Annotated in this window: 27 protein-coding genes and 1 tRNA gene; 15 read left to right on the top strand and 13 right to left on the bottom strand. The window is 68.8% G+C overall.

The genetic code is table 11. The annotated features are described in order from the left end of the window. Positions 1-19 precede the first annotated feature (19 nt). Positions 20-1,369, bottom strand: a complete 1,350-nt coding sequence (locus tag ASF44_RS02500) for an aspartate aminotransferase family protein (protein WP_056897566.1) — start codon at positions 1,367-1,369, stop codon at positions 20-22. Between the two features lie 134 nt (positions 1,370-1,503). Between ASF44_RS02500 and ASF44_RS02495 the strand changes: the two genes are divergently transcribed. Beyond that, positions 1,504-2,394: a LysR family transcriptional regulator gene (locus ASF44_RS02495; RefSeq protein ID WP_156374360.1), complete on the top strand. Its 891-nt coding sequence runs from the start codon at positions 1,504-1,506 to the stop codon at positions 2,392-2,394. Here the strand turns inward: ASF44_RS02495 and ASF44_RS02490 are convergent. Then, positions 2,388-2,606 carry a SlyX family protein gene (locus ASF44_RS02490; protein ID WP_056897564.1) on the bottom strand — a complete coding sequence of 73 codons (219 nt, stop codon included), beginning with the start codon at positions 2,604-2,606 and terminating at the stop codon, positions 2,388-2,390. The two genes, ASF44_RS02495 and ASF44_RS02490, sit on opposite strands and share 7 nt — an antisense overlap. Positions 2,607-2,668: 62 nt before the next feature. On the opposite strand from ASF44_RS02490, the gene ASF44_RS02485 reads away from it, so the two are divergent. Both ASF44_RS02485 and ASF44_RS31475 read left to right on the top strand, forming a co-directional pair. Next, positions 2,669-2,744, top strand: a tRNA-Ala gene (locus ASF44_RS02485). 263 nt (positions 2,745-3,007) lie between these two features. After that, the gene (locus tag ASF44_RS31475) at positions 3,008-3,568 is read left to right on the top strand and encodes a hypothetical protein (protein WP_156374327.1); all 561 of its coding nucleotides are present in this window, start codon (positions 3,008-3,010) and stop codon (positions 3,566-3,568) included. A gap of 63 nt (positions 3,569-3,631) precedes the next feature. Here the strand turns inward: ASF44_RS31475 and ASF44_RS02475 are convergent, their stop codons facing one another. The 4 genes from ASF44_RS02475 to ASF44_RS02460 all read right to left on the bottom strand — a co-directional run bounded on the left by ASF44_RS02475 (position 3,632) and on the right by ASF44_RS02460 (position 7,752). Next, on the bottom strand, positions 3,632-4,426 hold the full coding sequence (locus ASF44_RS02475) for a THxN family PEP-CTERM protein (RefSeq protein WP_082524471.1): 795 nt from the start codon (positions 4,424-4,426) through the stop codon (positions 3,632-3,634). Positions 4,427-4,632: 206 nt separating this feature from the next. Further along, the gene (locus ASF44_RS02470) at positions 4,633-5,607 is read right to left on the bottom strand and encodes a tripartite tricarboxylate transporter substrate binding protein (protein WP_056897561.1); all 975 of its coding nucleotides are present in this window, start codon (positions 5,605-5,607) and stop codon (positions 4,633-4,635) included. A 202-nt stretch (positions 5,608-5,809) separates the two neighbouring features. Then, positions 5,810-6,322: an Lrp/AsnC family transcriptional regulator gene (locus ASF44_RS02465; protein ID WP_056897560.1), complete on the bottom strand. Its 513-nt coding sequence runs from the start codon at positions 6,320-6,322 to the stop codon at positions 5,810-5,812. Next, positions 6,319-7,752 carry a M20 family metallopeptidase gene (locus ASF44_RS02460; RefSeq protein ID WP_056897559.1) on the bottom strand — a complete coding sequence of 478 codons (1,434 nt, stop codon included), beginning with the start codon at positions 7,750-7,752 and terminating at the stop codon, positions 6,319-6,321. The genes ASF44_RS02465 and ASF44_RS02460 overlap by 4 nt, the downstream gene beginning before the upstream one ends. Before the next feature lie 154 nt (positions 7,753-7,906). On the opposite strand from ASF44_RS02460, the gene ASF44_RS02455 reads away from it, so the two are divergent. From ASF44_RS02455 to ASF44_RS02445, 3 genes are all read left to right on the top strand, one after another. Continuing rightward, entirely contained in the window at positions 7,907-8,872 is a 966-nt protein-coding gene (locus tag ASF44_RS02455) for a LysR family transcriptional regulator (RefSeq protein ID WP_056897558.1), read from the top strand. A gap of 177 nt (positions 8,873-9,049) precedes the next feature. Beyond that, a complete protein-coding gene (locus tag ASF44_RS02450) occupies positions 9,050-10,066 on the top strand; it encodes a 1-aminocyclopropane-1-carboxylate deaminase (RefSeq protein ID WP_056897557.1) in 1,017 nt (338 codons plus the stop codon). 5 nt (positions 10,067-10,071) lie between these two features. After that, positions 10,072-10,488, top strand: coding sequence for a hypothetical protein (locus tag ASF44_RS02445; protein ID WP_156374326.1), 417 nt, complete (start codon positions 10,072-10,074; stop codon positions 10,486-10,488). A 13-nt stretch (positions 10,489-10,501) separates the two neighbouring features. Here the strand turns inward: ASF44_RS02445 and ASF44_RS02440 are convergent, their stop codons facing one another. From ASF44_RS02440 to ASF44_RS02420, 5 genes are all read right to left on the bottom strand, one after another. Next, a complete protein-coding gene (locus tag ASF44_RS02440) occupies positions 10,502-11,287 on the bottom strand; it encodes a transporter substrate-binding domain-containing protein (protein WP_056897555.1) in 786 nt (261 codons plus the stop codon). 43 nt (positions 11,288-11,330) lie between these two features. Continuing rightward, positions 11,331-12,173: an Asp/Glu racemase gene (locus ASF44_RS02435; RefSeq protein WP_235579106.1), complete on the bottom strand. Its 843-nt coding sequence runs from the start codon at positions 12,171-12,173 to the stop codon at positions 11,331-11,333. Positions 12,174-12,203: 30 nt separating this feature from the next. Beyond that, positions 12,204-13,025, bottom strand: coding sequence for an ABC transporter permease (locus ASF44_RS02430; protein WP_056897554.1), 822 nt, complete (start codon positions 13,023-13,025; stop codon positions 12,204-12,206). A 4-nt stretch (positions 13,026-13,029) separates the two neighbouring features. Further along, the gene (locus tag ASF44_RS02425) at positions 13,030-13,878 is read right to left on the bottom strand and encodes an ABC transporter permease (RefSeq protein WP_056897553.1); all 849 of its coding nucleotides are present in this window, start codon (positions 13,876-13,878) and stop codon (positions 13,030-13,032) included. A gap of 99 nt (positions 13,879-13,977) precedes the next feature. Beyond that, positions 13,978-15,006, bottom strand: a complete 1,029-nt coding sequence (locus tag ASF44_RS02420) for a PotD/PotF family extracellular solute-binding protein (protein ID WP_056897552.1) — start codon at positions 15,004-15,006, stop codon at positions 13,978-13,980. A 285-nt stretch (positions 15,007-15,291) separates the two neighbouring features. Here ASF44_RS02420 and ASF44_RS02415 point away from each other — a divergent pair, with 285 nt between their 5' ends. The 4 genes from ASF44_RS02415 to argE all read left to right on the top strand — a co-directional run bounded on the left by ASF44_RS02415 (position 15,292) and on the right by argE (position 18,589). Beyond that, positions 15,292-15,705, top strand: a complete 414-nt coding sequence (locus tag ASF44_RS02415; protein WP_056897551.1) for a RidA family protein — start codon at positions 15,292-15,294, stop codon at positions 15,703-15,705. Between the two features lie 3 nt (positions 15,706-15,708). Beyond that, positions 15,709-16,380 carry a DUF1028 domain-containing protein gene (locus ASF44_RS02410; RefSeq protein ID WP_056897550.1) on the top strand — a complete coding sequence of 224 codons (672 nt, stop codon included), beginning with the start codon at positions 15,709-15,711 and terminating at the stop codon, positions 16,378-16,380. Between the two features lie 65 nt (positions 16,381-16,445). Next, positions 16,446-17,420 (top strand): LysR substrate-binding domain-containing protein, encoded by a 975-nt coding sequence (locus ASF44_RS02405; protein WP_056897549.1) that lies wholly within the window; start codon positions 16,446-16,448, stop codon positions 17,418-17,420. Continuing rightward, the gene (argE, locus tag ASF44_RS02400) at positions 17,417-18,589 is read left to right on the top strand and encodes an acetylornithine deacetylase (protein ID WP_056897548.1); all 1,173 of its coding nucleotides are present in this window, start codon (positions 17,417-17,419) and stop codon (positions 18,587-18,589) included. Before ASF44_RS02405 ends, argE begins: the two co-directional genes overlap by 4 nt. Here the strand turns inward: argE and ASF44_RS02395 are convergent, their stop codons facing one another. Then, on the bottom strand, positions 18,590-19,732 hold the full coding sequence (locus ASF44_RS02395) for an alpha-hydroxy acid oxidase (protein ID WP_056897547.1): 1,143 nt from the start codon (positions 19,730-19,732) through the stop codon (positions 18,590-18,592). Between the two features lie 80 nt (positions 19,733-19,812). After that, positions 19,813-21,063, bottom strand: coding sequence for an NAD(P)/FAD-dependent oxidoreductase (locus ASF44_RS02390; RefSeq protein WP_056897546.1), 1,251 nt, complete (start codon positions 21,061-21,063; stop codon positions 19,813-19,815). Between the two features lie 266 nt (positions 21,064-21,329). On the opposite strand from ASF44_RS02390, the gene ASF44_RS02385 reads away from it, so the two are divergent. From ASF44_RS02385 to ASF44_RS02365, 5 genes are read left to right on the top strand one after another with little or no spacing between them, the layout of a single operon-like run. Continuing rightward, positions 21,330-22,460: an ABC transporter ATP-binding protein gene (locus tag ASF44_RS02385; protein WP_056897545.1), complete on the top strand. Its 1,131-nt coding sequence runs from the start codon at positions 21,330-21,332 to the stop codon at positions 22,458-22,460. A 29-nt stretch (positions 22,461-22,489) separates the two neighbouring features. Next, positions 22,490-23,467 (top strand): NAD(P)H-quinone oxidoreductase, encoded by a 978-nt coding sequence (locus ASF44_RS02380; protein WP_056898172.1) that lies wholly within the window; start codon positions 22,490-22,492, stop codon positions 23,465-23,467. Between the two features lie 2 nt (positions 23,468-23,469). After that, complete coding sequence (locus tag ASF44_RS02375; protein ID WP_056897544.1) at positions 23,470-24,096, top strand: glutathione S-transferase; 627 nt, start codon at positions 23,470-23,472, stop codon at positions 24,094-24,096. Between the two features lie 8 nt (positions 24,097-24,104). Then, complete coding sequence (locus ASF44_RS02370) at positions 24,105-24,578, top strand: type II 3-dehydroquinate dehydratase (RefSeq protein WP_056897543.1); 474 nt, start codon at positions 24,105-24,107, stop codon at positions 24,576-24,578. Positions 24,579-24,580: 2 nt separating this feature from the next. After that, a complete protein-coding gene (locus tag ASF44_RS02365; protein WP_056897542.1) occupies positions 24,581-25,525 on the top strand; it encodes a glyoxylate/hydroxypyruvate reductase A in 945 nt (314 codons plus the stop codon). Positions 25,526-25,865 lie beyond the last annotated feature (340 nt).

Here is a 25,865-nt window from a genome sequence, read left to right as displayed (position 1 = left end):
CGTCGATGGACCCCGCCGCTCAGGCGGTTTCGCCCAGCGCGTCCGACAGCGCATTCACGAGCCGGTCGATCTCCGCCTTCTCGCTGATGAAGGGCGGCGCCAGCTGGACGGTGTCGCCGCCATAGCGCACGTAGAAGCCCTTCTTCCAGCACGCCATGGCGATCTCGTACGGCCGCTTGGCCGGCTCGCCCGGCACCGGCGCGATCGTCAGGCCCGCGGCCAGGCCGTAGTTGCGGATGTCGGTCACGTGCCTCGCGCCCTTCAGGCTGTGCACGGCCTGCTCGAAATGCGGCGCCAGCGCCTTCACGCGGCCCACGCCGTCCTCGGCGTGCAGCAGGTCCAGCGCCGCCAGGCCGGCGGCGCAGGCCACCGGGTGCGCCGAATAGGTGTAACCGTGCGGAAACTCCACCATGTACTCGGGGCCGCCAGCCGCCATGAAGGTCTCGTAGATCTCCTTGCTGGCCACCACGGCGCCCAGCGGCTGCGTGCCGTTGGTCACCTGCTTGGCGATGTTCATGATGTCCGGCGTCACGCCGAAGGCCTCGGCGCCCGTCATCGCGCCGCAGCGGCCGAAACCGGTGATCACCTCGTCGAAGATCAGCAGGATGTTGTTCGCCGTGCAGATGTCGCGCAGGCGCTGCAGATAGCCCTTGGGCGGGATCACCACGCCGGCCGAGCCCGAGAACGGCTCCACGATCACGGCCGCGATGGTCGAGGCATCGTGCAGCGCGATGATGTCCAGCAGCCGGTCGGCCAGTTCGGCACCGGTCTCGGGCATGCCGCGCGTGAAGGCGTTCGCTGCCAGCTGCGTGTGCGGCAGGTGGTCTGCCTCGATGGTCTGGCCGAAGGCCTTGCGGTTGCCCACCATGCCGCCGACCGAGATGCCGCCGAAGTTGACGCCGTGGTAACCCTTCTCGCGGCCGATCAGCCGCGTCTTGCCAGCCTGGCCCTTGGTGCGCCAGTAGGCACGCGCCATCTTGAGCGAGGTGTCGGCCGCCTCCGAGCCAGAGCCCGTGAAGAACACGTAGTCCAGGCCCGCGGGCGTCAGCTCCTTGATCTTGTTGGCCAGTGCGAAAGACCCGGGGTGGCCGAACTGGAACGCCGGTGCGTAGTCCAGCGTGGCGATCTGGCGGGCCACGGCCTCGCTGATCTCGGCCCGGCCATGGCCCAGTCCCGTGCACCACAGGCCCGACAGGCCGTCGAAGATCTTGCGTCCGTCGGCATCGGTGAAGTAGGCACCCTTGGCACCCACGATCATGCGCGGGTCGGCCTTGAAGTTGCGGTTGCCGGTGAACGGCATCCAGTGCGCGTCCAGCCAGGCGGCGTCGCGTTGGGTGGCTTGGGTCTGCGGGGCGGACAGCACGGTCATGGCGGCTCCGGGGGATGGTTGGAGAAGAGCGCATTGTTCGGCACCGCCATCTCTTGGACAATGTTGGTGTATCAAACTTCAGTTGACGATCTGTGAAAGTGAAGAACCGCGCCGTGCTGGGCCAGCTCGACGACATGGACCTGCGGCTGCTCAAGGTCTTTCGCAGCGTGGTGCAGTGCGGCGGCATGACGGCGGCCGAGCTGGAGCTCAACATCGGCACCTCCACCATCAGCCGCCACATCAAGGACCTGGAGACGCGGCTTGCCATGGTGCTGTGCCGGCGCGGGCGGGCCGGCTTCGCGCTGACCGAGGAAGGCCAGCGCGTCTACGACGAGACCCAGCGCCTGCTGGCTTCGGTCGACGCGTTCCGCAGCGGCATCGACGACATCCACGGCCGCATGGGCGGCACGCTCGAACTGGCGGTGTTCGACAAGACCGCCACCAACCCGCAGGCGCGCATCGCCGAGGCCATCGCGCTGTTCCGCGCCCAGGCGCCCGAGGTACAGCCCAGCCTGCACGTGGCCTCCATCAACGAGATCGAGCGCGGCGTGATCGACGGGCGCTTCGCGCTGGGCATCATTCCTGCGCACCGGGCCTCGCGCAGCCTGCGCTACAGCGAGCTGTTCGGCGAGACCATGCTGCTGTACTGCGGCCGCGCGCACGCGCTCTTCGGCGCTGCGCACAACGGGCTGACCTGGGCACGGCTGCGCCAGTACCCGTTCGCAGGCCTGGGCTACCACTCGCCCAACATGGAGTTGAGCCACCAGGAGCGGCTGGTGCGCCGCGCCAGCGGCTACGACCAGGAAGCCATCGCCACGCTGGTGCTGTCCGGTTGCTTCCTGGGCTTCCTGCCCGACCACTACGCCGCCGGCTTCGTGGCCAAGGGCCAGATGCAGGCCGTGGCGCCCGAGCGCTTTTCCTATGCCTGCCAGTTCGTGAGCCTGCTGCGGCGTTCACCCCAGCCATCGCGGGCGGCGCTGCTGTTCCAGGATTGCCTGAACACCGCCCATGCGCGCGGTCAGTAGTGCGGCGGCAGTTCGTCGCGCAGGTTGCGGCTGCCTGCGGTGGCAGGGTCGGGCTGCTGCAGGCGCAGCGCCTCGAGCTGGCGCGCCAGCGCATCGATCTGCCGCTGCTGGCGGTACACGGTCAGGTTCAACTCGTCCAGCAGGTCTTCGGCCTCGCAGGCCTTGATTTCCAGCGCGTCGAGCCGCCGCAGGAGGGGGTCTTGGGCATCCATGCCGGCGATTGGACACCATGCCTGCACAGCGCTGCGCGTCGGTACTAGAATCCGGCCGCCGTGGGGGGGTAGCTCAGCTGGGAGAGCGCCGCGTTCGCAATGCGGAGGTCGTGAGTTCGATCCTCATCCTCTCCACCACCGCATCGGGTGTCCTGTGCATCCATGTCCTGCCAAGCGCAGGACCAACATGGGATACACACGCATCGCCGCCATCCGCGAGCGCACCCGACGAGCCGGGCGCAGTACCTTCCAGGTCAAGATTCGCCGCGCAGGGCAGCTGGCCCGTTGCGCACCTTCCCTCTCCCGACGTCTGGCCGCGCAACAGGCCGTCCAGCATGCGGCCCAGATGGGCTGCGGTGTGATGGCTTCCCCTGCGACGTCCCGTTCCGCATCCATCGGTGGTGGCTCGCTCGACACGTGATGGCGGGTCAAGGCCCGACGAGAGCGGTGCCACCCAGGAGTGCTGTTTTCTGCTGCCCTGGCTCAATGCCGTCCACCTCATCGGTTGCAGTCCTACGGCGGCGGGCATCGCGCTGCGTAACCTGACTTGGTCGAACAACGACACGGGCGGCGCGCCATTGCGTCGCTCCAACATCCAGGAGATCAAAATGAAAAAAGTGCTATTGGCTGCGAGCCTCGTCCTCGCACAAGCGGCCACGGTCAGCGCGTTCGCCCAGGGAGAAGTCGGCCCTGTGAAGAAGGCACCGACGCCATCCACGATGTCGAAGGAAGACAAGGCCCAGGCGCGCGCCGAGCGCAAGGCCGATGCTGCCGCTGCCAACGCCGAAGGCAAGGCCACCCGAGGCGGCCAGGTCGGTGATGTGAAGCCGGCGCCGAAGGCCGGCGCCACATCCATGGAATCGCGGTCCGAGGTCAAGAGCGAGGCCGCCGCGGCCAACAAGTCCGGCAGCGCGCCGAAGGGCGGCCTGGTGGGCGACGTGAAGCCGGCGCCATCGAAGTAACAAGACCCCTGACAAACGACAAACCCGGCCAAGGCCGGGTTTGTCATTTGGGCGCGTGAACGGTCAGCCGCGCGGGCGGCGGCGGACCGCGGCAACGCCGATCAACCCAAGCCCCAGCAATGCGACCGATCCCGGCTCCGGGATTTCGATTGCGCGGCTGGTGATCGCCAGGTTGAAGTTCACGCTCGTGCTCCGGAACTCTTCCGTCGTGAAGCCGACGCAGTTGGGGCCCGCGCCCGCCGCCGCACAGACGGCCGGGGCCAGGCTGGTCAAGGTGGGCGCGGCAAAGAAGCTGACGAAGTACTCGAAGCCATCGTAGACAAACGATTCATTCAACGCGCCGGACAGGACGAAGATGTCATCGCAGGCGACCGCGCTGACCACCACGCAACTGCCAGGCGTGTTCGGCGTCTCGGCAAAGTTGATGGTGTAGTCGGAGGCGAACGACGCGAATGGCAGGCCCGAATCCTTGGGCCGCAGTTGCAGCTGCGCATTGATCTGCGTCTTCAGCAGGGAAACGCTGTTGTTTCCGAGGTTGCCGTTGTTGATGTGGGTATAGGTGTTCGCCAGCTGCGAAGCACCGTCTGTTGCCAGAACGCCCGCACTCGGCGTGTTCGAGATCCGCAGGCCACTGCGGTTTTGCCCCACGGTGCCGCCCGTGACCCCCCAGCTGATTTCCAAGTTGGACGGGGCCACCGTGCCGCTGCTGCTGGCGCGTCCCGCGGCAAAGGTCGTCTTCGAGGCGTCGAACGTGCTGTCGACGATGTAATCCCACTGCGTGATGGGTGCGGCAGAAACCGTGGAAAAAGCCAGGGCGGCCGCAGCTGCCAAACCAAATCTCGCCAATCGAAAAGCCATCGCGTTGCTCCATGTGGATTTGCGACCGTTGTCGCATTTGTAAGCACTATGCACTTTCGATGCCAGCGGAAATATTCATTTCCTTTCAATGACTTACAAATTCATTCGAACCGTTCGTCGTAAATCTTGAAAGGGTTTCCGACGTAGGAGAGGAGGCCGTTACTGCGTGTAAAAATTTCCTCCCCGCCCACGTCGGACATTCGTTTTCAGTTCTGCATCCCCGCGCGTCGCACGGTCGCGCGCATGCGCGGCAATTCCTCCTCGATGCGCGCGGCCACGGCCTCGCCTGGCTCGTAGGCCGGCTGCAGGCCGTTGTGGATGAGCCCCTTTTGCAATTCGGCCGCGGCCGCGGTGTCCGCGATCGCCTTCTGCAGCGCGGTGCGCACCTCGGCCGGCAGCCCGCGTGGCGCCACCACGGCCAGCCAGGAGTCCGCAGCAAAGCCGGCATACCCGCTTTCCGCGATGGTCGGTACCTGGGGTAGCTGCGGGGCACGGCTCTCGCCCAGCACGGCGATGGCTTTCACCTTGCCGGCCTTGAGCTGCGGCAGTGCCGCGGCCACGGTGTCCACGCTCAGCGGGATCTGGCCGCCGACCAGGTCGGTCATTGCCGGCGCGCTGCCCTTGTAGGGGATGTGCGTGAGCTTGACGCCTGCACGCTCCCACAGCATCTCGCCGGCGAAGTGGCCCGTGGTGCCATTGCCGAAGGAGCCGTAGACGAACTTGTCCGGCGCGGCGCGCACGGCGCCCAGCAACTGCCCGAAGTCGTTGGCGGCCACCGAGGGATGGGCCAGCAGGATCAGCGGCACGCGCGCGGTCATCCCCAACGGCTCGAAGCTCTTGATGGCGTCGTAGGGCAGCTTCGGGTTGAGCGCCGGGTTGATCGTGAAGGTGGAGCCCGAGCTGATCAACAGCGTGTAGCCGTCGGCTGCGGCATTGGCGGCCACCACGGCGCCCACCACCGTGCCGGCGCCGGCGCGGTTGTCGGCCACCACGGGCTGGCCGAGGCGCTCGCCCAGGCTCTTGGCGACCAGCCGGCCCACCACGTCCACGGCGCCACCGGGCGGGAACGGAATCACCAGCTGGATCGGCCGCGCCGGGTAGGCCTGCGCCCAGCCGAGCGCTGGGGCCGCGCATGCCGTGGCCAGGGCGATGCGGGCGATGCTTGCAAACACGTTCTTCATGCTTTCTCCTTTGGGGGCTTGGGGTGGCGAAAACTCGGTGGCGGTGCGGGCCAGGCCTTGCGCCAGGCGCACGCATCCAGCGCCGGCCGCGCGTGGCCTGCGGGTGGGTACGGTGGGTGGGTGTGGCCCGGGCGGGCGCGTGCCTAGGCCGGCGGTGGCGTGGGCGGCGGGGGCTGGGCGGTGCAGTGCATGGGGCGCTCGCTCAGATGGGCAGCTGCGTGGTCGACAGCACCTGCTTGAGCACCATGAACGTGCGCACCTGGCGCACCCCGGGCAGGTACAGCAGCTGCTCCGCGTGCAGGCGGTTGAAGCTGTCGTTGTCCTTGGTGCGCAGCATCATCATGTAGTCGAACTCGCCGGTCACCACATGGCATTCCAGGCAGCCCGAGACCTTCTGCGCCGCCTTCTCGAAATCGGTGAACGACTCGGGGGTCGAGCGGTCCAGCACCACGCCGATGATGACCAGCATGCCGGCGTTCAGCGGGCGCGGATCCAGCAGCGCCACGATGCCCTTGATGAGGCCCTCGGCCTTGAGCCGTTCCACGCGGCGCAGGCAGGCCGGCGCGCTCAGGTTGACCTTGGCCGCCAGCGCCACGTTGGACACGGAGGCGTCGCGCTGCAAGGCCCGCAGGATGGCGCGGTCGATGCGGTCGAGTTCGGCCGGCGGTGCCTCGGCCTGCGCTGCGCTGCGGCTGCGGGACCGATCGGCCTTCATGCGCGCACCGGCTCTTGCTGCGCGGCCATGCGCCGCTGCCGGGCGATGGCGGGGCCCTGCTCGGCCAGGTCCCACAGCAGACCGGCCATGATCTGCAGCCCCTCGCGCGCCACGCTGCCCAGCAGGTGCTCGTTCGGCGCGTGCTGGCTGCAGGCCGGGTAGGAGTGCGGCACCCACAGCGTGGGCAGCCCCAGCAACTCGGCGAACACATCGTTGGGCAGCGAGCCGCCGAAGTTGGGCAGCAGCGCCGGCGCCTTGCCGCTGCTGCGGCGCATGGAGTCGAGCGCCCAGTGCACCCAGGGGTCGTCGGGGTCGAGCCGGGTGGCGGCCATGGCTTCGCCATCGGGCTCCACCGCCACGTCGTCGAAGCCGTGCTGGTCCAGGTGGGTGCGCAGGTGTTCGATGAAGTGGGCGCTGTCGGTGCCCACCACGAAGCGGACCTGGCACAGCGCGAAGGCCTCGCCGGGGATCGCACCGACGGGTGCCTCGGGGTTGCCGGTCTTGAAGGCCAGCACCTCGATGGTGTTCCAGCCGTAGACGCGTTCGGTGGGCGTCAGGTCCGGCTCGCCCCAGTCGGGGTCGATCGCCGGGTCTGCCGGCCCGCCGCCGACCTCGATGGTGGCCAGCGCCTGGCGCACATTGGCCGGCAGCGCATCGGGCAGCATGCTGCGCACCAGCACGCGGCCGCGGGCATCGACCAGGCTGGCGATGGCATGGGCCAGCCGCGTGCCGGCGTTGCGCAGCAGGCCGCCCCAGTTGCCCGAATGGTGGCCGCCCGGGCGCAGGCGCACCCGCAGGCTGAAGTTGAAGAAGCCGCGCGAGCCCAGGAACAGCGTGGGCAGCGGTGCGGCCACGCGCGGCCCGTCGGATGCGATGAACAGGTCGGCGGCCAGGGCCTCGCGGTGCAGCGCGCAGAACGCGCGCAGGCCGGGCGAGCCGACCTCCTCGCCCGTCTCCATCACCAGCTTCACGTGGTAGCCCAGCTTTCCGCCGCGCGCCTGCAGCACCTGGGCCAGCGCCGCCAGGTTGATGCTGTGCTGCCCCTTGTTGTCGGCGCTGCCGCGGCCGTACCAGCGGTCGCCCTCGACCGTCACGCGCCAGGGCGCCAGCCCTTCGCGCCACTGCGCCTCCTGGCCGCGCACCACGTCGGCATGGCCATAGCTCAGCACGCCGAAGCTGGCGCCAGGCTCGGTGCGCTCGGCGATCAGGAAGGGGCCGCCGCCGGCCACCGGGTTGTCGAGGATGCGGCATGCAAAACCCATCGCCTGCAGCTCTGGCGCGATGTCCTGCGCGAGATAGGCGTGCAGCACCGGCGCGCCCGCGGGGTTCTGGCTCTCGGTGCGCAGCGCCACGCGGCGTGCCAGCGTGTCGAAGAAGTGCCCCTGGTCGAAGTGGGCCGCCGCGGCGGCGAGGGCGTGTTCTCTGCGCATTCGGATGTCTCCCTTGCGGTTTGGGGTGTTGGGGCGGTGGGGGCGATGGGCTTGGACGCTCGCATGGTAGGCACCGCAGTGGCTTGCGAGAAGCAGAAAATTCAGATGCCCCATTTGCCAAAATGGCAAACCGACACATTTTCAGGAGCGCGCCGTGGCCCTGTCCCACCGACTGCAGAGCACCGCCCTGCGCTACTTCCTGGAGGTGGTGCACAGCGGCTCGATCAGCGAGGCCGCCGCGCGCGTCAACGTCGCCGGCTCGGCCGTGAGCCGGCAGATCGCCGGGCTGGAAGAAGCGCTGGGCCTGACCCTGTTCGAGCGCCGGCCGCGCGGCATGACGCTGAGCCCGGCCGGCGAGCTGCTGGCCGAGCACGCGCGCAAGTCCGGTGCCGACGCCGAACGCATCGTCGCCAGCATGCAGGCGCTGCAGGGGCTGGGCAGCGGCCATGTGCGCATCGCGAGTTCGGAGGGCTTTGCGCTGCAGTTCCTGCCCACGCTGATCGACGCGTTCCTGGCCCGGCACCGCGGTGTCTCCGTGCACCTGGGCGTGGCCGCACCGGCCGAGGTCACGCAGCGCGTGCGGCAGGCGGCGTGCGACATCGGCATCGTGTTCAGCTACAGCCGCGTGGGCTACACCGACGTGAAGGTCGCGCACCGCCAGCCCGCGCCGGGCATGGCGGTGATGCGCGACACCCACCCGCTGGCCCGGCTCGCGCACGTGACGCTGGCCCAGCTGCAGGGCCACCCGATGGCGCTGCCAGGCACCGACACCACGCTGCGCCAGCTGTTCGACATCGCCTGCATCAAGCAGCGCGTGTCGGTGGACACGGTGTTCACGAGCAACTACGTGGGCGCGCTGCTGCGCTTCGTGCGGCTGCGCGATGCCATCACGCTGGCCAGCGAGATTTCCGTGCACGGCCTGCTCGCCGAGGAAGGCCTTTGCGCCGTGCCCATCCGCGACCGCACGCTGAGCGGGCGCGACATCGAGGTGCAGATGCGGCCCGAGCGTTCCCACCCGGAACTCGTGCGCGTGTTCCGCGATTTCCTGATCGCACAACTGGCTGCGCCACGCGGCTCCGGCCGGGCGACGGCGGCCCGGAGCAAGGCCGCCAAGGGCTGACATCCTGCAAATGGAATTTCGTTGCGTCCAATGCCGTCATCGCGCATTTCTGCGTTGAATATCGTGCAAGGCAGGAAACACGGGGCCCCTTGAGTGCGCTGAACTTGCAACCCTGTTTCGCGGCATGGCTCCTATGCTTTGGGCCATCGACCACCCCGCCAGACACAGGAGTTCCGCATGAACCTGCAGAAGTTTGCCCGCCATCCGCTGACCTTCGGCCCCACGCCCATCCAGCCGCTCAAGCGCCTGAGCGCCCACCTGGGCGGCGAGGTGCAGCTCTACGCCAAGCGCGAAGACTGCAACAGCGGCCTGGCCTTCGGCGGCAACAAGACGCGCAAGCTCGAGTACCTGATCCCCGAGGCCATCGAGGGCGGCTACGACACGCTGGTGTCCATCGGCGGCATCCAGTCGAACCAGACGCGCCAGGTCGCCGCCGTGGCCGCGCACCTGGGCATGAAGTGCGTGCTGGTGCAGGAGAACTGGGTCAACTACGCCGACGCGGTGTACGACCGCGTGGGCAACATCGAGCTGTCGCGCATCATGGGCGCTGACGTGCGGCTGGACGCCTCGGGCTTCGACATCGGCATCCGCAAGAGCTGGGAAGAGGCGATGGAGAGCGTGCGCCGCGCCGGTGGCAAGCCCTTCCCGATCCCGGCCGGCTGCTCCGAGCATCCCAAGGGCGGCCTGGGCTTCGTCGGCTTCGCCGAAGAGGTACGCCAGCAGGAGAAGGAGCTGGGCTTCCAGTTCGACTACATCGTCGTGTGCTCGGTCACGGGCAGCACGCAGGCCGGCATGGTGGTGGGCTTTGCGGCCGACGGGCGCGCCGACCGCGTGATCGGCATCGACGCCTCGGCCAAGCCGCAGCAGACCTTCGACCAGGTGCTGCGCATCGCCAAGAACACGGCGCAGCTCGTGGAACTGGGCCGCGACATCACCGACAAGGACATCGTGCTCGACACCCGCTTCGGCGGCCCGGAATACGGCCTGCCGAGCGAGGGCACGCTGGAGGCCATCCGCCTGTGCGCGCGCCAGGAAGGCATGCTGACCGACCCGGTGTACGAGGGCAAGTCCATGCACGGCATGGTCGAGATGGTGCGCCAGCGCGAGTTCCCGTCCGGCTCGCGCGTGCTGTACGCCCACCTGGGCGGCGTGCCGGCGCTGAGCGCCTACAGCTACATCTTCCGCAACGGCTGAGCCCCATGCGGCGCCCGCCCGCCATGCAATGGATCTGCGCAAGCGGCGTCCTGGCCGCCGCGCAGTCGGCCGCCGCGGCCTTCGAGCGCGAACACGGGCTTGCCGTGGAGTTGCGCGACCTGGCCGACGGCGCGGCACAGCTGGAGGCCAGCGTGGCCTGCGAGACCCACTGGCGGCGCGGCCTGCGCGCGCGCGTGGACAGCCCGCTGGAGTGCTGGATCGCCCGCGTGCCCGGCCCCGTGCTGTGCATCACCGAAGGCGCGCGCGCGCAGGCCGAAGCGCTGCGTGCCTTCGTGCCCGCGGGCCGGGGCTACCTGGGGCTGTGGGGCGAGGAGGCGCTGCAAGCCGATGCCATCGCGCTGGCAGCCTGGCAGCTGGTGCAGGCCGGCGCCGGGCGCTGTCTCGCGCCGGCGGTGGACTGAGCCCGTCGGTCTTTCAGAGCGGAATGTCGCCGGTCGGCCGGCCGAGCCATTTGTTGGAGAGGCGGTCTGCTTCCCCGGACTTGCGCGCCTCGGTCACGATGTCGTTGATCCTGGCCCGCAGCTTGTCCTCGCCCTTGGGAATCCCGATGAAGTTCGGGCTCTGGCTCAGCATGAGCTTGTATTCGAGACCGAGCTGCGGCTGCGTCTGCATGAGCCGGGAAACCGCGGGCTGGCTGCTGCCGACGGCCGGTACCTGGCCGGAACCCAGCGCTGCAATGGTTGCCGCGTGGTCCTCGAACCGCATCAGGTTCGTGCCCTTGGGCGCCACCTTGGTCAGTTCCTGGTCCTCGATGGTCCCGCGGGTCACGCCGACCGACTTGCCCTCCAGGTCGGCAAAACTCTTGATCGTGACGGACTTGGGCGCGTAGATGCCGCTGACGAAGGGCGAATACGCCGCAGTGGTGAAGTCCACAACCTTCTCGCGCTCTGCATTGCGCGCCAGGGTGGACACGACGATGTCGACCTTGCGGGTCTGCAGGTAGGGCACGCGGTTGGTGCTGGTCACCGCCACGAGCTCTGCGCGCACCCCCAGCTTGGCGGCGATGTAGTTGGCCATGTCCACGTCGAGGCCCTGGGGCTTCATGTCGACGCCGACGAAACCATAGGGCGGGTAATCGGTCGGCACCGCGGCGCGGATCACACCGGCTTTGACGATGTCGTCCAGTGCGTTCTGGGCGATGGCGCCCATGCTGGTCAGAAGGCATGCGGCGCAGACGATGGTGCGGCGAACAAGGGGCATGGCAGGACTCCGGTGCGGTTGGTGAAACGAAAGGCGGAAGCGTTCAGCGGCCAGAACTGTCGGCCGACGGTGCCAGGCGCTTGGCGAACAGCTGGCCATAGCCAGGGCGTGCGCCGGCGACCTGCAGCGTCTCCAGGCAGTGCCAGAACGAGGCCTGCACGGCCGAGATGACCGGCTTGCCCAACGCCTGCTCGAGCGCCTCGATGGCGCCCACCGAGCGGAAGTTGGTGCAGCTGATGAAGACCGCGCTGGCCTCGGGGTGGTCCACCGAGCGGACCAGGTCGTAGACCTTCTCGAGCGGCACTTCCGCCAGGGCGCGGTCTTCGTCGATGCGCAAGTTGGCATGCTTGACGACTTGGTGCCCGTTCTCTTCCAGGAAGCGGATGGCCTTGGCGTGCACCGCATCCACGTAGGGCGAGGCCAGTGCCACCTTGCCCGCCCGCACCTCCTTCAGGGCCGCCAGCGTCGCGGTGGACGCGGTGTTCACGCGCACGCCGGGCACCCACTGCTGCATCTTCGCGATGAGGGCATGGTCGTAGGCCGTGCCATGCAGGAACGACGCACTCGTCCCACCGAAGCACATCAGGTCGATCGGTGCGGAGCCCACCAGCCGTGCCGACTGGGCCAGCTCCGGTGAGTTCATCATCTCCTCGATGCCCTCCACGGTGACCTTGGGCAGCTTGATCCGCGTCGTGTGCACGGAGACGCCGGGCGCCGCCATCGCGGACCACTCGGCATCCATCACGATGCTGGAGGCGATGTAGATCAGGCCGAGCTTGCAGAGGCGGCCTGAGCCGTCGTAGCGGAAGACCGGTTGGGGATGGGTGTCGGGGTGCATGGGTTCCGGAAGGTCGAAGGGTTCTGGATCGGTGGGATGGGTGCGCATGGATCGCGCCGGCGAAGCTGCGCGGTCGGCTCAGCGCTCGCCCTCGATGTTCAGGATCCGGCCCAGCCCCAGGAAGTAGTTGGCGAAGGCCAGCACGGCGGCCGTCACCGCGATATAGACCACCGACAGCGCCGCCAGCGTCGGGTCGGCGAACTCGCGCACGTAGTTGTACATGGCCACGGGCAGCGTCTGCGTGTCCTGCGTGGTCACGAACAGCGAGGCCGTGAACTCGCTGAACGACATGATGGCCGCGAACAGCCAGCCGCCGAACAGCCCGGGCGCCAGCAGCGGCACCGTCACGGTCAGCAGCACCTTGCGCGGCGAGGCGCCCAGGCTGGCCGCGGCCTGCTCCAGGCGCTCGTCCAGGTTCTCCATCGACACGTAGACGCTGCGCATCACGAAGGGCAGCACCAGCATCACATGGCACAGGATGGCGATGCCGTAGCCGCGCTGCACCGAGGCCTGCGAGACCAGGATCAACAGCCCCAGCCCCAGCGTGAAGTGGGGCACGACCAGCGGCGAATGTAGGATCGCCAGCAGGGTCTGCTTGCCCTTGAAGTCCAGCCGCTTCACCGCGATCGACAAGCAGGTGCCGATCACCAGCGCCAGGAACGACGACCAGCCGGTGATGACCAGGCTGGCGCGGAAGCCATGCTGGAAGTCCGGGTAGCTGAACACCCGCGCGAACCACTGGAGCGAGTACGACTCGGGCGGGAACGTGAGGATGGCCTTCTCGTTGAAGGCGGCGATGGTGACCACCACCACCGGCAGCAGCACGAAGGCCAGCAGGATGGCGATCAGCACGGGACCGGCGATGCGCAGCGGCAGCGGCAGGGCGCTTCGGATCTTCATGGTGTCAGTGCCCCCCGATCGCCTTGAGGCGCTTGGTCAGCTGGCCCAGTGCCAGCAGCGCGGCGGCGGTCAACAGCAGTCCCACCACGCTCAGGCTGGCGGCCAGCGGGAAGTTCATGGACGAGAAACCCAGCTGGTAGACCAGCGTGGACACGGTGGGCACCCGGCCGCCGCCGATCATCTGCGGCGTGGCGAAGGCACTGAAGGTCCAGGCGAAGGCGGTGGTGATGCTGGCCAGGATGCCGGGCATGGACAGCGGCAGCGTCACCGTCAGGAAGGTCTTGACCGGGCCGGCGCCCAGGCTCTGCGCGGCCTTCTCGTAGTCGCGGTCGATGTGCGAGATGGCCGTGGCCAGCATCAGCACCACCACCGGGATGGTCACGTGCACCAGCGCCACGAGCACGCCCAGGTGGGTGAACATGAGGGCCAAAGGCCACTCGATCACGCCGAGCTGGCGCAGCACGCCGTTGATGAAGCCGTTGCTGCCCAACACCGCGATCCAGGAGTAGGTGCGCACGATCTCGCCCAGGAACAGCGGTGTGATGGACACCACCAGGATGAAGGACTTGAGCGCGCGGTGGCGCACGCGCACCAGCGCGTAGGCCAGCGGATAGGCCACCAGCAGCGAGAACACCGTCGTCTCCACGCTCAGCAGCAAGGTGTTGGCGAACGCGGTGAGGTAGATCGACTTGGTCAGCCCGCTGAAGTTCTCCAGCGTGAAGCCGCCCACGTCCAGCGAGCCCGGCACGAAGGCGCGAAAGCTGAACTGCAGCACAGCCAGCAAGGACACGGCAATGCCCACCGCAACAATGACGGCCGGCGACACCAGCCAGGCCCGTAGATCGGAACGCATTCCTGCCCTTCCCAAGATTCCAGATGCTCTAGCGCCGCGGGGCGGCGGCGGGGCCCTGCGCCCGCACCGGTCTTCCCGCCGCAAGGTCCCCCGAGGGGATCAGTTCATGATGTTTTCAGTGAACCACTTGCGCCATTCGGCGGTCTTCTCGGCGCGCAGCTTGTTGTCGATCACGATGGTCTGCGTGTCCCACTGCTCCTTGGTGGTGAACACGCCGGGCAGCTTGGCGTCCTCGGCCGAGACCTTGGCGTTGCTGACGACCGGGCTGGCCTTCTTCGACGCGACGATCCTGGACTGCACGTCGGGCGACAGCGCGATGTTCAGGAACTTGTAGGCCAGGTCGGCCTTGGTCGTGCCCTTCATGATGGCCATGGTGTCCACGCCCAGCACGGCGCCTTCCTTGGGCATCACGACCTTGATCGGCACGCCCTGGCTGGCCATGTGGTAGGCGTTCATCGACAGGATCACCTCCACCGGCGTCTCGCCCGTCGCGATCAGCTGCTGCGCATTGGCGTCGTTGGTGTAGAAGGCCTTGAAGTTCGGCTTGAGCGCCTTGAGCTTGTCCTGGCCCTTCTCCCAGCTCGCGGCATCGCCGCCCGACAGCATCGCCGACACCGCGATGATGTGGCTGGGGTCGAAGTCGGGCGCGCTGATCTTGCCCTTGAGTGCCGGGTTCCACAGGTCGTTCCAGCTCTCCAGCTTGATGCCCGCGGGCACCAGGTCCGGTCGGTAGCCGATGGAGTAGACGTAGGCCCAGCTGCCGATGTGGTACGGGCTGATCTTGGCGCGGTCCACCAGGTTCGTGTAGTTGGGGATCTTGGCGGTGTCGATCTGCTCGAACAGGTTGCTGCTCACGTACAGCCAGCCCACGTGCGAGGTCGTGAAGGTGATGTCGCTCTCGGGCCTGGAGGCCAGCTTGGCCTTGTTCAGGCGGTCGATGGTGCCGCCCGTCACGTACTTCACGGGCACGCCGGTCTGCTTGGTGAATTCCTTGCCGATGTTCTCGTCGATGAGGTCGCGGAAGCTGCCGCCCCAGGTGCTCACCACGAGCGCGTTGTCCTGTGCCCAGGCCGTGGTGCCGCCCAGCGTGGCCGAGAGCGCACACAGTGTCAGAAGCTTGCGAATCATTGATTGACCTCGATCGAAAAAGTTGAACATCTGCCGATACCGAAAATGCCCGGGTACCGCGGCGGTACCCCGCATCACGGACCGGATCATGGGAACGCCGGCCGGTGCGGCCAAGTCGCCTTTTACGTAGAGGTGCCTCAAATTTTCCGAGGGGGCCGGCGCGCGCGCCGCTCGGAAATTCCTAAACGGTCGCCCGGAAAAAACAAATGGCGCCAATGGCCGGCGCAGATGACCATGGCGCTCCCGACGCCACCGGCGTCTTCCGCCACCAGCCCTGCAGCGACCATGAAGCACACCCGCATCCGCCCTTTCAACACCAAGGTCACCTACCCGGAACAGAAGCTGGACAACGACCTCTGCCAGGCCGTCGTCGCGCGGGGCCGCACCGTGTTCCTGCGCGGGCAGATCGGCCAGAACCTGGACACCTCCGAGAGCGTGTGCATCGGCGATGTCGCCGGGCAGGCCGAACAGGCCATGGCCAACATCGCCATGCTGCTCGAGGAGGCCGGCGGCGAGCTGCAGGACATCTGCAAGATCACCATCTACCTCATCGACCCGCGCTACCGCGAGGCCGTGTACCTTGTGGTCGGCCGCTGGCTCAAGGGCGTGTTCCCGGTGTCCACCGGCATCGTGGTCTCGGCCCTGGCCAGGCCCGAGTGGCTGGTGGAGATCGACGCCACCGCCGTCATCCCGGACTGAGCCATGACCTTCTCCATCGTTGCGCGCTGCCCCGCCACCGGGCAGTTCGGTGCGGCCGTGGCCTCGTCCTCGCCCGCCGTGGCGGCGCGCTGTGTGCGCGGCCGCATGGGCGTGGGCGCCGCCGCCAGCCAGAACATCACCGACCCCGACCTGGGCCCGCTGCTGCTCGACCTGATGGCCGCCGGCAGGACGCCCGAGCAGGCCGTGGCCGAACTGCGCCAGCGCCCCTTCATCGACTACCGCCAGCTCATGGCCATCGACGCGCACAACCCGCCCGTGGTGTTCACGGGCGCCAATGCGCTCGGCACGCTGGCAAGCGTGGTCGGCACGCACGCGGCCTGCGCCGGCAACATGCTGCACAGCCGCGCGGTGCCGGCCGCCATGCTCTCAGCCTTCGAGCAGGCCGAGGGTGCATTGGCCGAGCGCCTGATGCAGGCCATGCTGGCCGGCCAGGCCGCCGGCGGCGAGGAAGGCCCGGTGCATTCGGCCGGGCTGCTGGTCTACGGCGCGCAGAACTGGCCCGTCGTCGACCTGCGGCTGGACTGGGTCGAGGCCGACCCGGTGCAGGCGCTGTACGCCACCTGGAAGCTCTACGAGCCGCAGATGCCGGCCTACATCACACGCGCACTGGACCCGCGCGCCGCGCCCAGCTTCGGCGTGCCGGGAAACCTCTGAAAAGCACGTCGCTACACTGGCCCGCTGCTGTTCATCGCCGCTCCCGCGCGCCTTCCTGTACCGACATGCTCAACCGTGTTTCCCTGCGCCAGATGGAGTACTTCGTCGCCACGGCCAAGCACGGCAGCATCGCCGCAGCCTCGGCGCAGATCCACATCTCCTCGCCGTCGATCTCCGCGGCCATCGCCCACATCGAGAGCGAACTCAACGTGCAGCTGTTCGTGCGCCATCCCTCCAAGGGGCTGGGACTGACGGCCATCGGCACCCTGGTGCTGAACCAGTGCGAGGACGTGCTCGAACGCTCCTCGCGCCTGTACGAGATCGCCTCGGACTCCGGCGACGTGATGCAGGGCGCGCTGCGCGTGGGCAGCTTCCAGTCGCTGACGGCCATGATCGCGCCGGAGGTCATCTACGGCTTCGCGCGCGCCTTCGAGAAGGTGGAGATGCAGATGGTGGAGGGCGACCAGGAAGTCCTCATGAACAAGCTGCGTTCGCTCGAGATCGACCTGGCGCTGACCTACGACCTGCGCCTGGACGACGACATCGCCTTCGAGAGCCTGGCCACGCTGCCGCCCTACGTGCTCGTGAGCGAGCTGCATCCGCTGGCGCAGCAGAAGGCCGTCACCTTCGAGGAACTCGCACCCCAGCCCTTCGTGTTGCTGGACCTGCCCATGAGCCGGGAGTACTTCACCTCGCTGTTCTCCAGCGCCGGCGTGACACCCAACATCGTCGCGCGCTCGCGCTCGGAAGAGGTGGTGCGCTCGATGGCGGCCAACGGCATCGGCTATGCGCTGTTCAACGTGCGGCCCAAGTCCAACCTGTCGCTGGACGGCAAGCGCATGGTGCGCGTACGCCTGGCCGGCAAGCACCGGCCCATGCTGCTGGGCCTGGCGACCTACAAGCCCATGAAGCAGTCCCGGCTCACGCAGGCCTTCATGGAGCGCTGCCGCGCCTACATCTCCGACCAGTACATCCCGGGCATGAGCGCGGCCAGCTTCTTCGATCCCCATCTTGTGGCGCCACCGGCGCAACAACCATGACCCCTGCCCGCTCCGCCAGCGTCTCCCTGCTGGAGACGCTGATCGCCTTCCCCTCGGTCTCGCTGCAGCCCAACGACGGGCTCATCGCCACGGTGCAGGACATCCTGGCGCAGGCCGGCATCGCCTCCACGCGCGCGCCGGATCCCGAGGACCCGCGCCGCACCAACCTGTTCGCCTCGGTCGGCCCCGAGGGCGTGCCGGGCGTGCTGCTGTCGGGCCACACCGACGTGGTGCCCGTGGAAGGCCAGCCCTGGACCTCGCCGCCCTTCGAGGCCACGCACAAGGACGGCCGCATCTACGGGCGCGGCACGGCCGACATGAAGGGCTTCGTCGCCTGCGCGGTCACGGCCATGGTGGCGGCGGCCGGCCGGCCGCTGCGGCGCCCGCTGCAGCTGGCCCTGTCCTTCGACGAGGAGATCGGCTGCGTCGGCGTGCGCCACCTGCTGCGACGGCTCGAAGGCCATCTGCCCGCGCCCACCCTGTGCATCGTCGGCGAGCCCACGCTGATGCGCATCGGCACCGGCCACAAGGGCAAGGCCGCCTACCGCGCGGTCTGCTGCGGCCAGGCCGGCCATTCGGGCCTGGCGCCGCAGTTCTTCAACGCCATCCACATGGCCGCCGACCTCGTGGCCTCGGCGCGCGAGGTGCAGCGCGAGCTGGCCGAGAGCGGCCCGCGCGAAGAGGGCTACGGCGTGCCCTACTCCACCGTGCACGTCGGCACCATCCAGGGCGGCCGCGCGCTCAACATCGTGCCCAGCGAGTGCGAACTCAACTTCGAGATCCGCAACGTTGCGCAGGACCAGCCCGCGCAGATCCTCGAACGCATCCTGCAGCGCCTGGCCGCGCGCGTGCAGCGCGAGGCCCAGCATGCGGACGCCCCGCTGCCCGAGGTCACGCTGCGCAACAGCTACCCCAGCCTGGCCACGCCCGAGGACGCGCCGGCGGTGGGCCTGCTGCGCACGCTGCTGCCCGAGGGCACGCCCACCACCCGGGTCGACTACGGCAGCGAAGGCGGCCTCTTCCAGCAGAGCTGGCAGCAGACGGCCGTGCTGGTCTGCGGCCCCGGCAGCATCACGGTGGCGCACAAGGCCGACGAGTACGTGGAGCTGTCGCAGCTGCAGGCCTGCGACCGCATGCTGGCCGGCCTCGTCGATCACCTCTGCCGCTGATCAGCCCAGCCGCAGGATGCTGCGGTCCACGGCGCGGATGTCGGTGCGGCCGCAGAAGGCCATCGAGAGGTCGAGCCCGGTGTGGATGATCTCCAGCGCCTTGGCGACGCCGGGCTCGCCGAGCGCGCCCAGGCCGTACAGCATGGCGCGGCCGATGTAGGTGCCGCGCGCACCGAGCGCGATGGCCTTGAGCACGTCCTGGCCCGAACGGATGCCGCCGTCCATGTGCACCTCCACCTGCGCGCCGACGGCCTCGACGATGTGCGGCAGCATCGCGATGGACGAGGCCGCGCCGTCGAGCTGGCGCCCGCCGTGGTTGGAGACCACGATGGCGTCGGCACCGGCGGCCACGGCCAGCCGCGCGTCCTCGGGCTCCTGGATGCCCTTGACGATGAGCTTGCCGCCCCAGCGCTTCTTGATCCATTCCACGTCCTGCCAGGACAGGCGCGGGTCGAACTGCTCGCGCGTCCACTCCACGAGCGAGCCGATGTTGTCCACCCCCTTGGCGTGGCCGACGATGTTGCCGAAGTGGCGGTGCCGCGTGCCCAGCATGTTCCAGCACCAGCGCGGCTTGCTGGCCAGGTCCGCCAGGTTGCGCAGCGTCGGCTTGGGCGGTGTCGACAGGCCGTTCTTCTTGTCCTTGTGCCGCTGGCCGAAGACCTGCAGGTCCATGGTCACGACCAGCGCCGAACAGTGGGCGGCGCGCGCGCGTTCGATCAGGCCCTCGACGAAGCTGCGGTCGCGCAGCACGTAGAGCTGGAACCAGAACGGGTGGTGCCCGGTGGCCTCGGCCACGGCTTCGATCGGGCAGATGCTCATGGTCGACAGCGTGAACGGGATGCCGAATCGCTGCGCCGCGCGCGCGGCCAGGATCTCGCCGTCGGCATGCTGCATGCCCGTGAGCCCGGTCGGCGCGATGGCCACCGGCATGCGCACCGGCTGGCCCACCATGGTGCTGGCCGTGCTGCGCGCGGTGATGTCGAACGCCACGCGCTGGCGGAACTCGATGGCGCGCAGGTCAGTCTCGTTCTTGCGGTACGTGTACTCCGTCCACGAACCGGTGTCCACATAGTCGTAGAACATGCGCGGCACGCGCTTTTGCGCCAGCACGCGCAGGTCTTCGATGCAGGTGATCTCGGGCATGCCAATCTCTCAGTCGGGGAAATGAAAAGGCCGCCGGATTGCGAAAATCCGGCAGCCCTTTCTGCGCGCACGCGGCGCGGTCAACTCTTTTCGTACGACATATAGCCCTGCTGCAGAACAATATGGTCGGCGATGTATTTGGCGTCATGCCATACCCCGTAGATAAACGAGGATGCCCGGTTGACGAGATTGGGCAGGCCCAGGAAGTAAATCCCGCTTTCTGCCGAAATACCGCGCTTGTGGTAAGGCTCGCCATTCTCATGGAAAGCATTGACTTTCAGCCAGCTGTAATCGAACTTGAAACCTGTGGCCCACAGCACCGTGGTGATGCCTGCCTGCTGCAGGTCCAGGCTCAGGATGGGCGCCGTCAGGCAGGGCGGGTCGGGCAGCAGGTTCCAGGCCTCGGGCTCGGGCGGGAACGGCAGGCCATTCTGTTCGATGTAGGCATCGGCATCGCGCAGCACGTCGAAGTAGGCCTGGTCGCCCTCGGCCACGTTCCTGGCCAAGCCTTCGGCAAAGCGCATCACGCCGTCTTCGCAGGATTCGGTCAGCCCCACCAGCTCGATGCCCGCGTGCGCCAGCCGCCGGAAATCCACCGTCCTGCCACCGTCGTAGCCGCTCACCGCGAACGCCACGTGCTTCTTCTTGGGCTTGATGCGGACTTCGTCCCACAGGCCCAGCGCGCCCAGCCACCAGCAGTAGTCGCGGCCCCGGTACGCGCGCGGCGGGCGGTAGTGCTCGCCGACCGACAGGTACACCTTGCGGCCGGCCTGGCGCAGTTCCTCGGCGATCTGCGAGCCCGAGGCGCCGGCACCCACGACCAGCACCGCGCCGTCGGCCAACTGGCCCGGGTTCTTGTAGGCGGACGAATGCAGCTGCGCCACGGGCGCGCTGGCTGGAACGATGTCGGGATAGGCCGGAATCTGGAACGGGCCGGTGGCCGCGACCACGTTCATGGCCTCGATGACGCCCTCGGACGTCGTCACCTTGAAACCCGGGCGGCCGGCGTGGCGCTCGACCTGGTGCACCTCCACGCCCGTGCGCACGGGTGCCTTCAGCATCGCCGCATAGTCCTCGAAATACTGGGCCATGCGTTCCTTGGGCGGGAAGGCCTCGGGCGACACGCCCTCGAATGGCAGGCCCGGAAAGCGGTCGTGCCAGGCCGGGCCATTGGCCACCAGCGAATCCCAGCGCTCCGAGCGCCAGCGCTCGGCGATGCGCTTGCGCTCCAGGACGATGTGCGGAACACCCATGGCGGCCAGATGCTCGCTCATCGCGATGCCGGCCTGGCCTGCGCCGACCACCAGGGTATTGATTTTCTCCACTGACATTTGATATTCCTCAGGATAATCGCCGCTGGTGGTTTCGGCCGTGCAAGCCGGCGATGCCAGGCACCGATGGGGGCCGAGTCTGATGAAGCGCGCAGCGTTTGAGAATCACGTTTTTCAGACGCAGGGCTTAGGAAAAAGCGAAGCGCTGTCGGCGGCGCCCCGGCCACCCCGCGGCCTTGGGAAGACGGGCCTGTTTCGTTTTTTCCGAGGGGCAGCCTCAATTTCTGCAAATGCCTGCCGGCAGCCGATTGGCTTATGGTTCAGGCATGAATCCAGTTCCTTGCGAGCCCGGCTTTTCGCAGGCCGACACGGCCGTCAGCCTCGAAGGCGTGGTCAAGAAGTACCACGACCAGACCGTGCTGCACGCGGTGTCGCTGAAGATCCGGCGCGGTGAATTCCTGACCCTGCTGGGGCCGTCGGGCTGTGGCAAGACCACGCTGCTGAACCTGATCGCCGGCTTCGCCGAGGCCGACCGCGGCGAGGTCTTCATCGATGGCCAGCCCGTGACCAGCGAGCCGCCGCACCGGCGCCAGATCGGCCTGGTGTTCCAGAACTACGCGCTGTTCCCGCACATGACCGTGGAGCGCAACATCGGCTATGGCCTGCGCATGCAGGGCGTGCCCAGGGACGAGGCGGCCCGGCGCATCCGCGATGCCATGGCCATGGTCAAGCTCGACGGCCTGGGGCACCGCAAGCCGCGCGAGCTGTCCGGCGGCCAGCAGCAGCGCGTGGCGCTGGCCCGCGCGCTCGTGATCCAGCCCAAGGTGCTGCTGCTCGACGAGCCCTTCTCCGCGCTGGACAAGAGCCTGCGCGGCTCCATGCAGGTGGAGATCCGCGAGATCCAGCGCCGCCTGGGCCTGACCACCGTGTTCGTCACGCACGACCAGGGCGAAGCGCTGGCCATGTCCGACCGCATCGCGGTGATGTCGGGCGGCGTGATCCGCCAGATCGCGCCGCCGGCCGAGCTGTACCAGAGCCCACAGGACCCGTTCGTCGCGTCGTTCCTGGGCGACGTGAACATCCTGCCGGCGCACTACCACGGCCAGAGCGCGGGCGACGTGCAGCTGCGCCTGGGCTCTGGCCTGATCAGCCTGTCGCAGGACCGGCTCGTGAACGCCTCGCACGAGGGCGAGCGGCTGGACGTCTACGTGCGGCCCGAGCACCTGCGGATGGAGAGCCTGCACCCTGCCTCGGTGCTCAGCGGCACCGTGGTCAACCACGTGTTCCAGGGCGACCACATCAACACCTTCGTCGATGTGGACCTGCCGATGACCGCCCGCCAGATCGTCACCGTGCGCAGCCCGGGCCTGGGCGCCCTGCAGCAATGGCCCGTGGGCGCGGTCGCCGGGCTGGCGCTGGCCGGCGAAGGCGTCAGCGTCTTCAGCCCGCGGCCATGAGCACCGTGCCCGCCTCCTTTCCTGCGTCCATGCAGGCCATCGTCGCGCGCGAGCCCGGCGATGCCAGTGTGCTGGCGCTGGCCGAACGCCCGGTGCCCATGCCTGGCGCCGGTGAGGTGCTGCTGCGCGTGCGGGCGGCCGGCATCAACCGGCCCGACATCATGCAGCGCCAGGGCATCGCCAGGCCGGCCCCTGGCGTGACCGACGTGCTGGGCCTGGAGGTGTGCGGCGAAGTCGCCGCCTGCGGCCCGGGGGTCGACAGCGCGCTGTTGGGCCAGCGGCGCATGGCGCTGGTGCCTGGCGGCGGCTATGCGCCCTGGTGCGTGGCCGCGGTCGCGCATTCGTTCGCGGTGCCGGCCCGGCGCACCGACGCCGAGGCCGCCGCCCTGCCCGAGGGGCTGTTCACGGTCTGGCACAACCTGTTCGAGCTGGGCCGCCTGGCCATGGGCGAGACCGTGCTCATCCATGGCGCGGCCGGCGGCATCGGCACGCTGGCGGTGCAGATGGCGCATGCGGCCGGCTGCACCGTCATCGTGACCGCCCGCGACGCCGCCCGCTTCGCCGCGCTGGAAGCCCTGGGCGCCGACCTGGCGGTCTGCTGGCCCACCACCGACTTCGTGCAGGCCTGCCTCGACTTCACCGGCGGCCGCGGCGTGGACGTGGTGCTGGACATCGTCGGTGGCGACTACGTGCGCCGCAACCTGCAGGCCATGGCCTTCGGCGGCCGCCACGTGAGCCTGTCCTTCATGCAGGGCTCGGCCGTCACGGTGGAGCTGCTCACGCTGATGCAGCGCCAGCTGAGCCTGCACTCGTCCACCATGCGCCCGCAAACCCACTTCGAGAAGGCCCGCATGGCCCAGGCGCTGGCGCGCCATGTGCTGCCCCTGCTCGAGAGCGGGCGGATCGCCCCGCGCCTGCATGCCAGCCTGCCGCTGGCGCAGGCCGCGCAGGCCCACGGGCTGCTGGAAAGCGGCCAGGTCTTCGGAAAACTCGTCCTGGTGCCATGACCATGCAATTGCTCTACGCCCCCACCTCGCCCTTCGTGCGCAAGGTCATGGTCTGTGCCCACCTCAGCGGCCAGGCCGACCGCATCCAGTGGCTGGACAGTGCCGCCCACCCGGTGCGCCGCGACGCCCGCATCGCGGCGCACAACCCGCTGGCCAAGGTACCGACGCTGGTCCTGGGCGACGGGCAGTCGCTCTATGACAGCCGCGTGATCTGCGAGTACATCGACAGCCTGGGCAGCGCCGGCCTCTTCCCGGCCGCCGGCCCTGCGCGCTGGACGGCGCTGACGCGCCAGGCCCTGGGCGACGGCCTGCTCGACGCCGCGCTGCTCGCACGCTACGAGCTGACCGCGCGGCCACCCGAGGTGCAATGGCCGGTCTGGCGCGAGGCGCTGCTGGCCAAGGTGGGGGCCTGCGTCGAGGCCATCGACGCCATCGCGCCGGAACTGGCCACGGCCGCGCCCGCGAGCCCCCCGACGATCGGCGAGATCGCCGTCGGCTGCGGCCTGGGCTACCTGGACTTCCGCTTTCCCGACCTGGACTGGCGCGCCAGCCACGCCGCCTGCGCGCGCTGGTACGCCGGCTTCGCGCAGCTGCCCGCCATGCAGGCCACCCTTCCCCACGACGCTTGAGAGCACCCATGCGCGACACCGACACGCCCCCCATCACGGTCTGGTTCCTGAACGGCCCCAACGCCAACCTCTACGGCCTGGACGCCAACAAGACCTACGGCAGCGACAGCTTCCCGGTGCTGCAATCGCGCTGCGAGCACAAGGCCGGCACGCTCGGCGTCCAGCTGCGCTTCCTGCAGTCCAACCACGAAGGCCAGCTGATCGACTGGCTGCAGGAAGCGCGCGGCGTGGCCGACGGCATCGTCATCAACGCCGCCGGCCTGACCTACACCTCCATCGCCATCCTCGACGCGCTGCTCGCCTTCCCGGGCAAGATCATCGAAGCCCACATGAGCAACATCTGGAAGCGCGAGCCCTTCCGCCACCACTCCTTCATCTCCAAGGCGGCCGACGGCGTGATCGCGGGCCTGGGCGGCGACGGCTACGAGTTCGCCATCGAGGCCGTGGCGCGCCTGGTGCGCAAGAGCCGGCAGGGCGCGTGACGATGGCGGCAAGCCTCGGCACCCTGGCGTTCTACAGCGACTTCGACGACTTCGGCACCTGGAAGGACGCGCTGCAGGCGCAGCTGCCGGCGTTGAAGGTCGTCGACGCCAGCGCCATCGAGCGGCCCGAGGAGGTGCATTACGCGATGGCCTGGAAGCCGCCCGAGGGCTTCTTCCGGCAGATGCCCAACCTGCGGCTGATCGTCAACCTGGGGGCCGGCGTCGACGCGCTGGTCGCGCGCAGCGACCTGCCATCCCACATTCCCATCACGCGGATCGCCGATCCGCAGATGTCGCGCATGATGGCCGGCTACGTGCTGTTCGCCGTGCTGCGGCATGCGCGCGACATTCCCCACTTCGAGCAGGCGCAGCGGCGCGGCGAATGGGCCTACCGCCATCCGCGCGCGCCCGGGGAGATCGGCGTCGCGGTGCTGGGCCTGGGCCAGCTGGGCGCCACGGCCGCCCACGAGCTGCAGCGCCAGGGTTTCCGGACGCTGGGCTGGTCGCGCACCCCGCGCCAGATCGAGGGCGTGGAGTGCTTCTCGGGCATGGACACGCTGGACACCGTGCTCGGCCAGGCCGACATCGTGGTGCTGATGCTGCCGCTCACGCCGCAGACGCAGAACCTGTTCGACCGCGCGCGGCTGCGGCGCCTGCGGCCCGGGGCCGCCTTCGTCAACGTGGCCCGGGGCGCGCTGGTCGACCAGGCCGCGCTGACGGCCCTGCTGGCAAGCGGCCACATCGGCGCCGCGACGCTGGACGTTTTCGAACGCGAACCCCTGCCCGCCGGCGACCCGTTGTGGCGCATGCCCAACGTGCTGATCACCCCGCACCTGGCCTCGGTCGCCATCCCGTCCTCGTCGGCCCGGCAGATCGCGGCCAACATCCTGCGCGTCGCAGCTGGCGGGCAGCCGGACAACCGGATCGATCCGGCGCGCGGGTACTAGCGGGTACTGGCGGGTACGGGCAGGTACCAGCGCCCGCGGCGTGGCCGGTCACCGGGTGCGCAGTGTCACGAGGGTGCCCATGGCCGCCAGCGACAGGAACAGGCCGCGCACGGGCGGGTGGCGCAGGCCCGCCACGACAAGGGCGGCGGTGACGAGCATCGGGGCGTTCTTCAGGGTAGAGCGGACTGTAGCCACGCGCCGGGCGTGGCCCAACAGCGCGGCGCCATGGCCGCCATTGCGGTTTGCTACGAGGTCCCGGGTGGGGCGGTCTGTCGGACAACGCCGCATTTGGAGGTGCCGGTACGCTGTTGTTGCGGAGCGGTGGCTATAGTCGCCCCGC

Source organism: Pseudorhodoferax sp. Leaf274 (genome assembly GCF_001422445.1).
Taxonomy (GTDB): Bacteria; Pseudomonadota; Gammaproteobacteria; order Burkholderiales; family Burkholderiaceae_C; genus Pseudorhodoferax.
The sequence above is the reverse complement of the archived record's forward strand: the minus strand, read 5'-3'. Positions and strand labels throughout refer to the sequence as shown.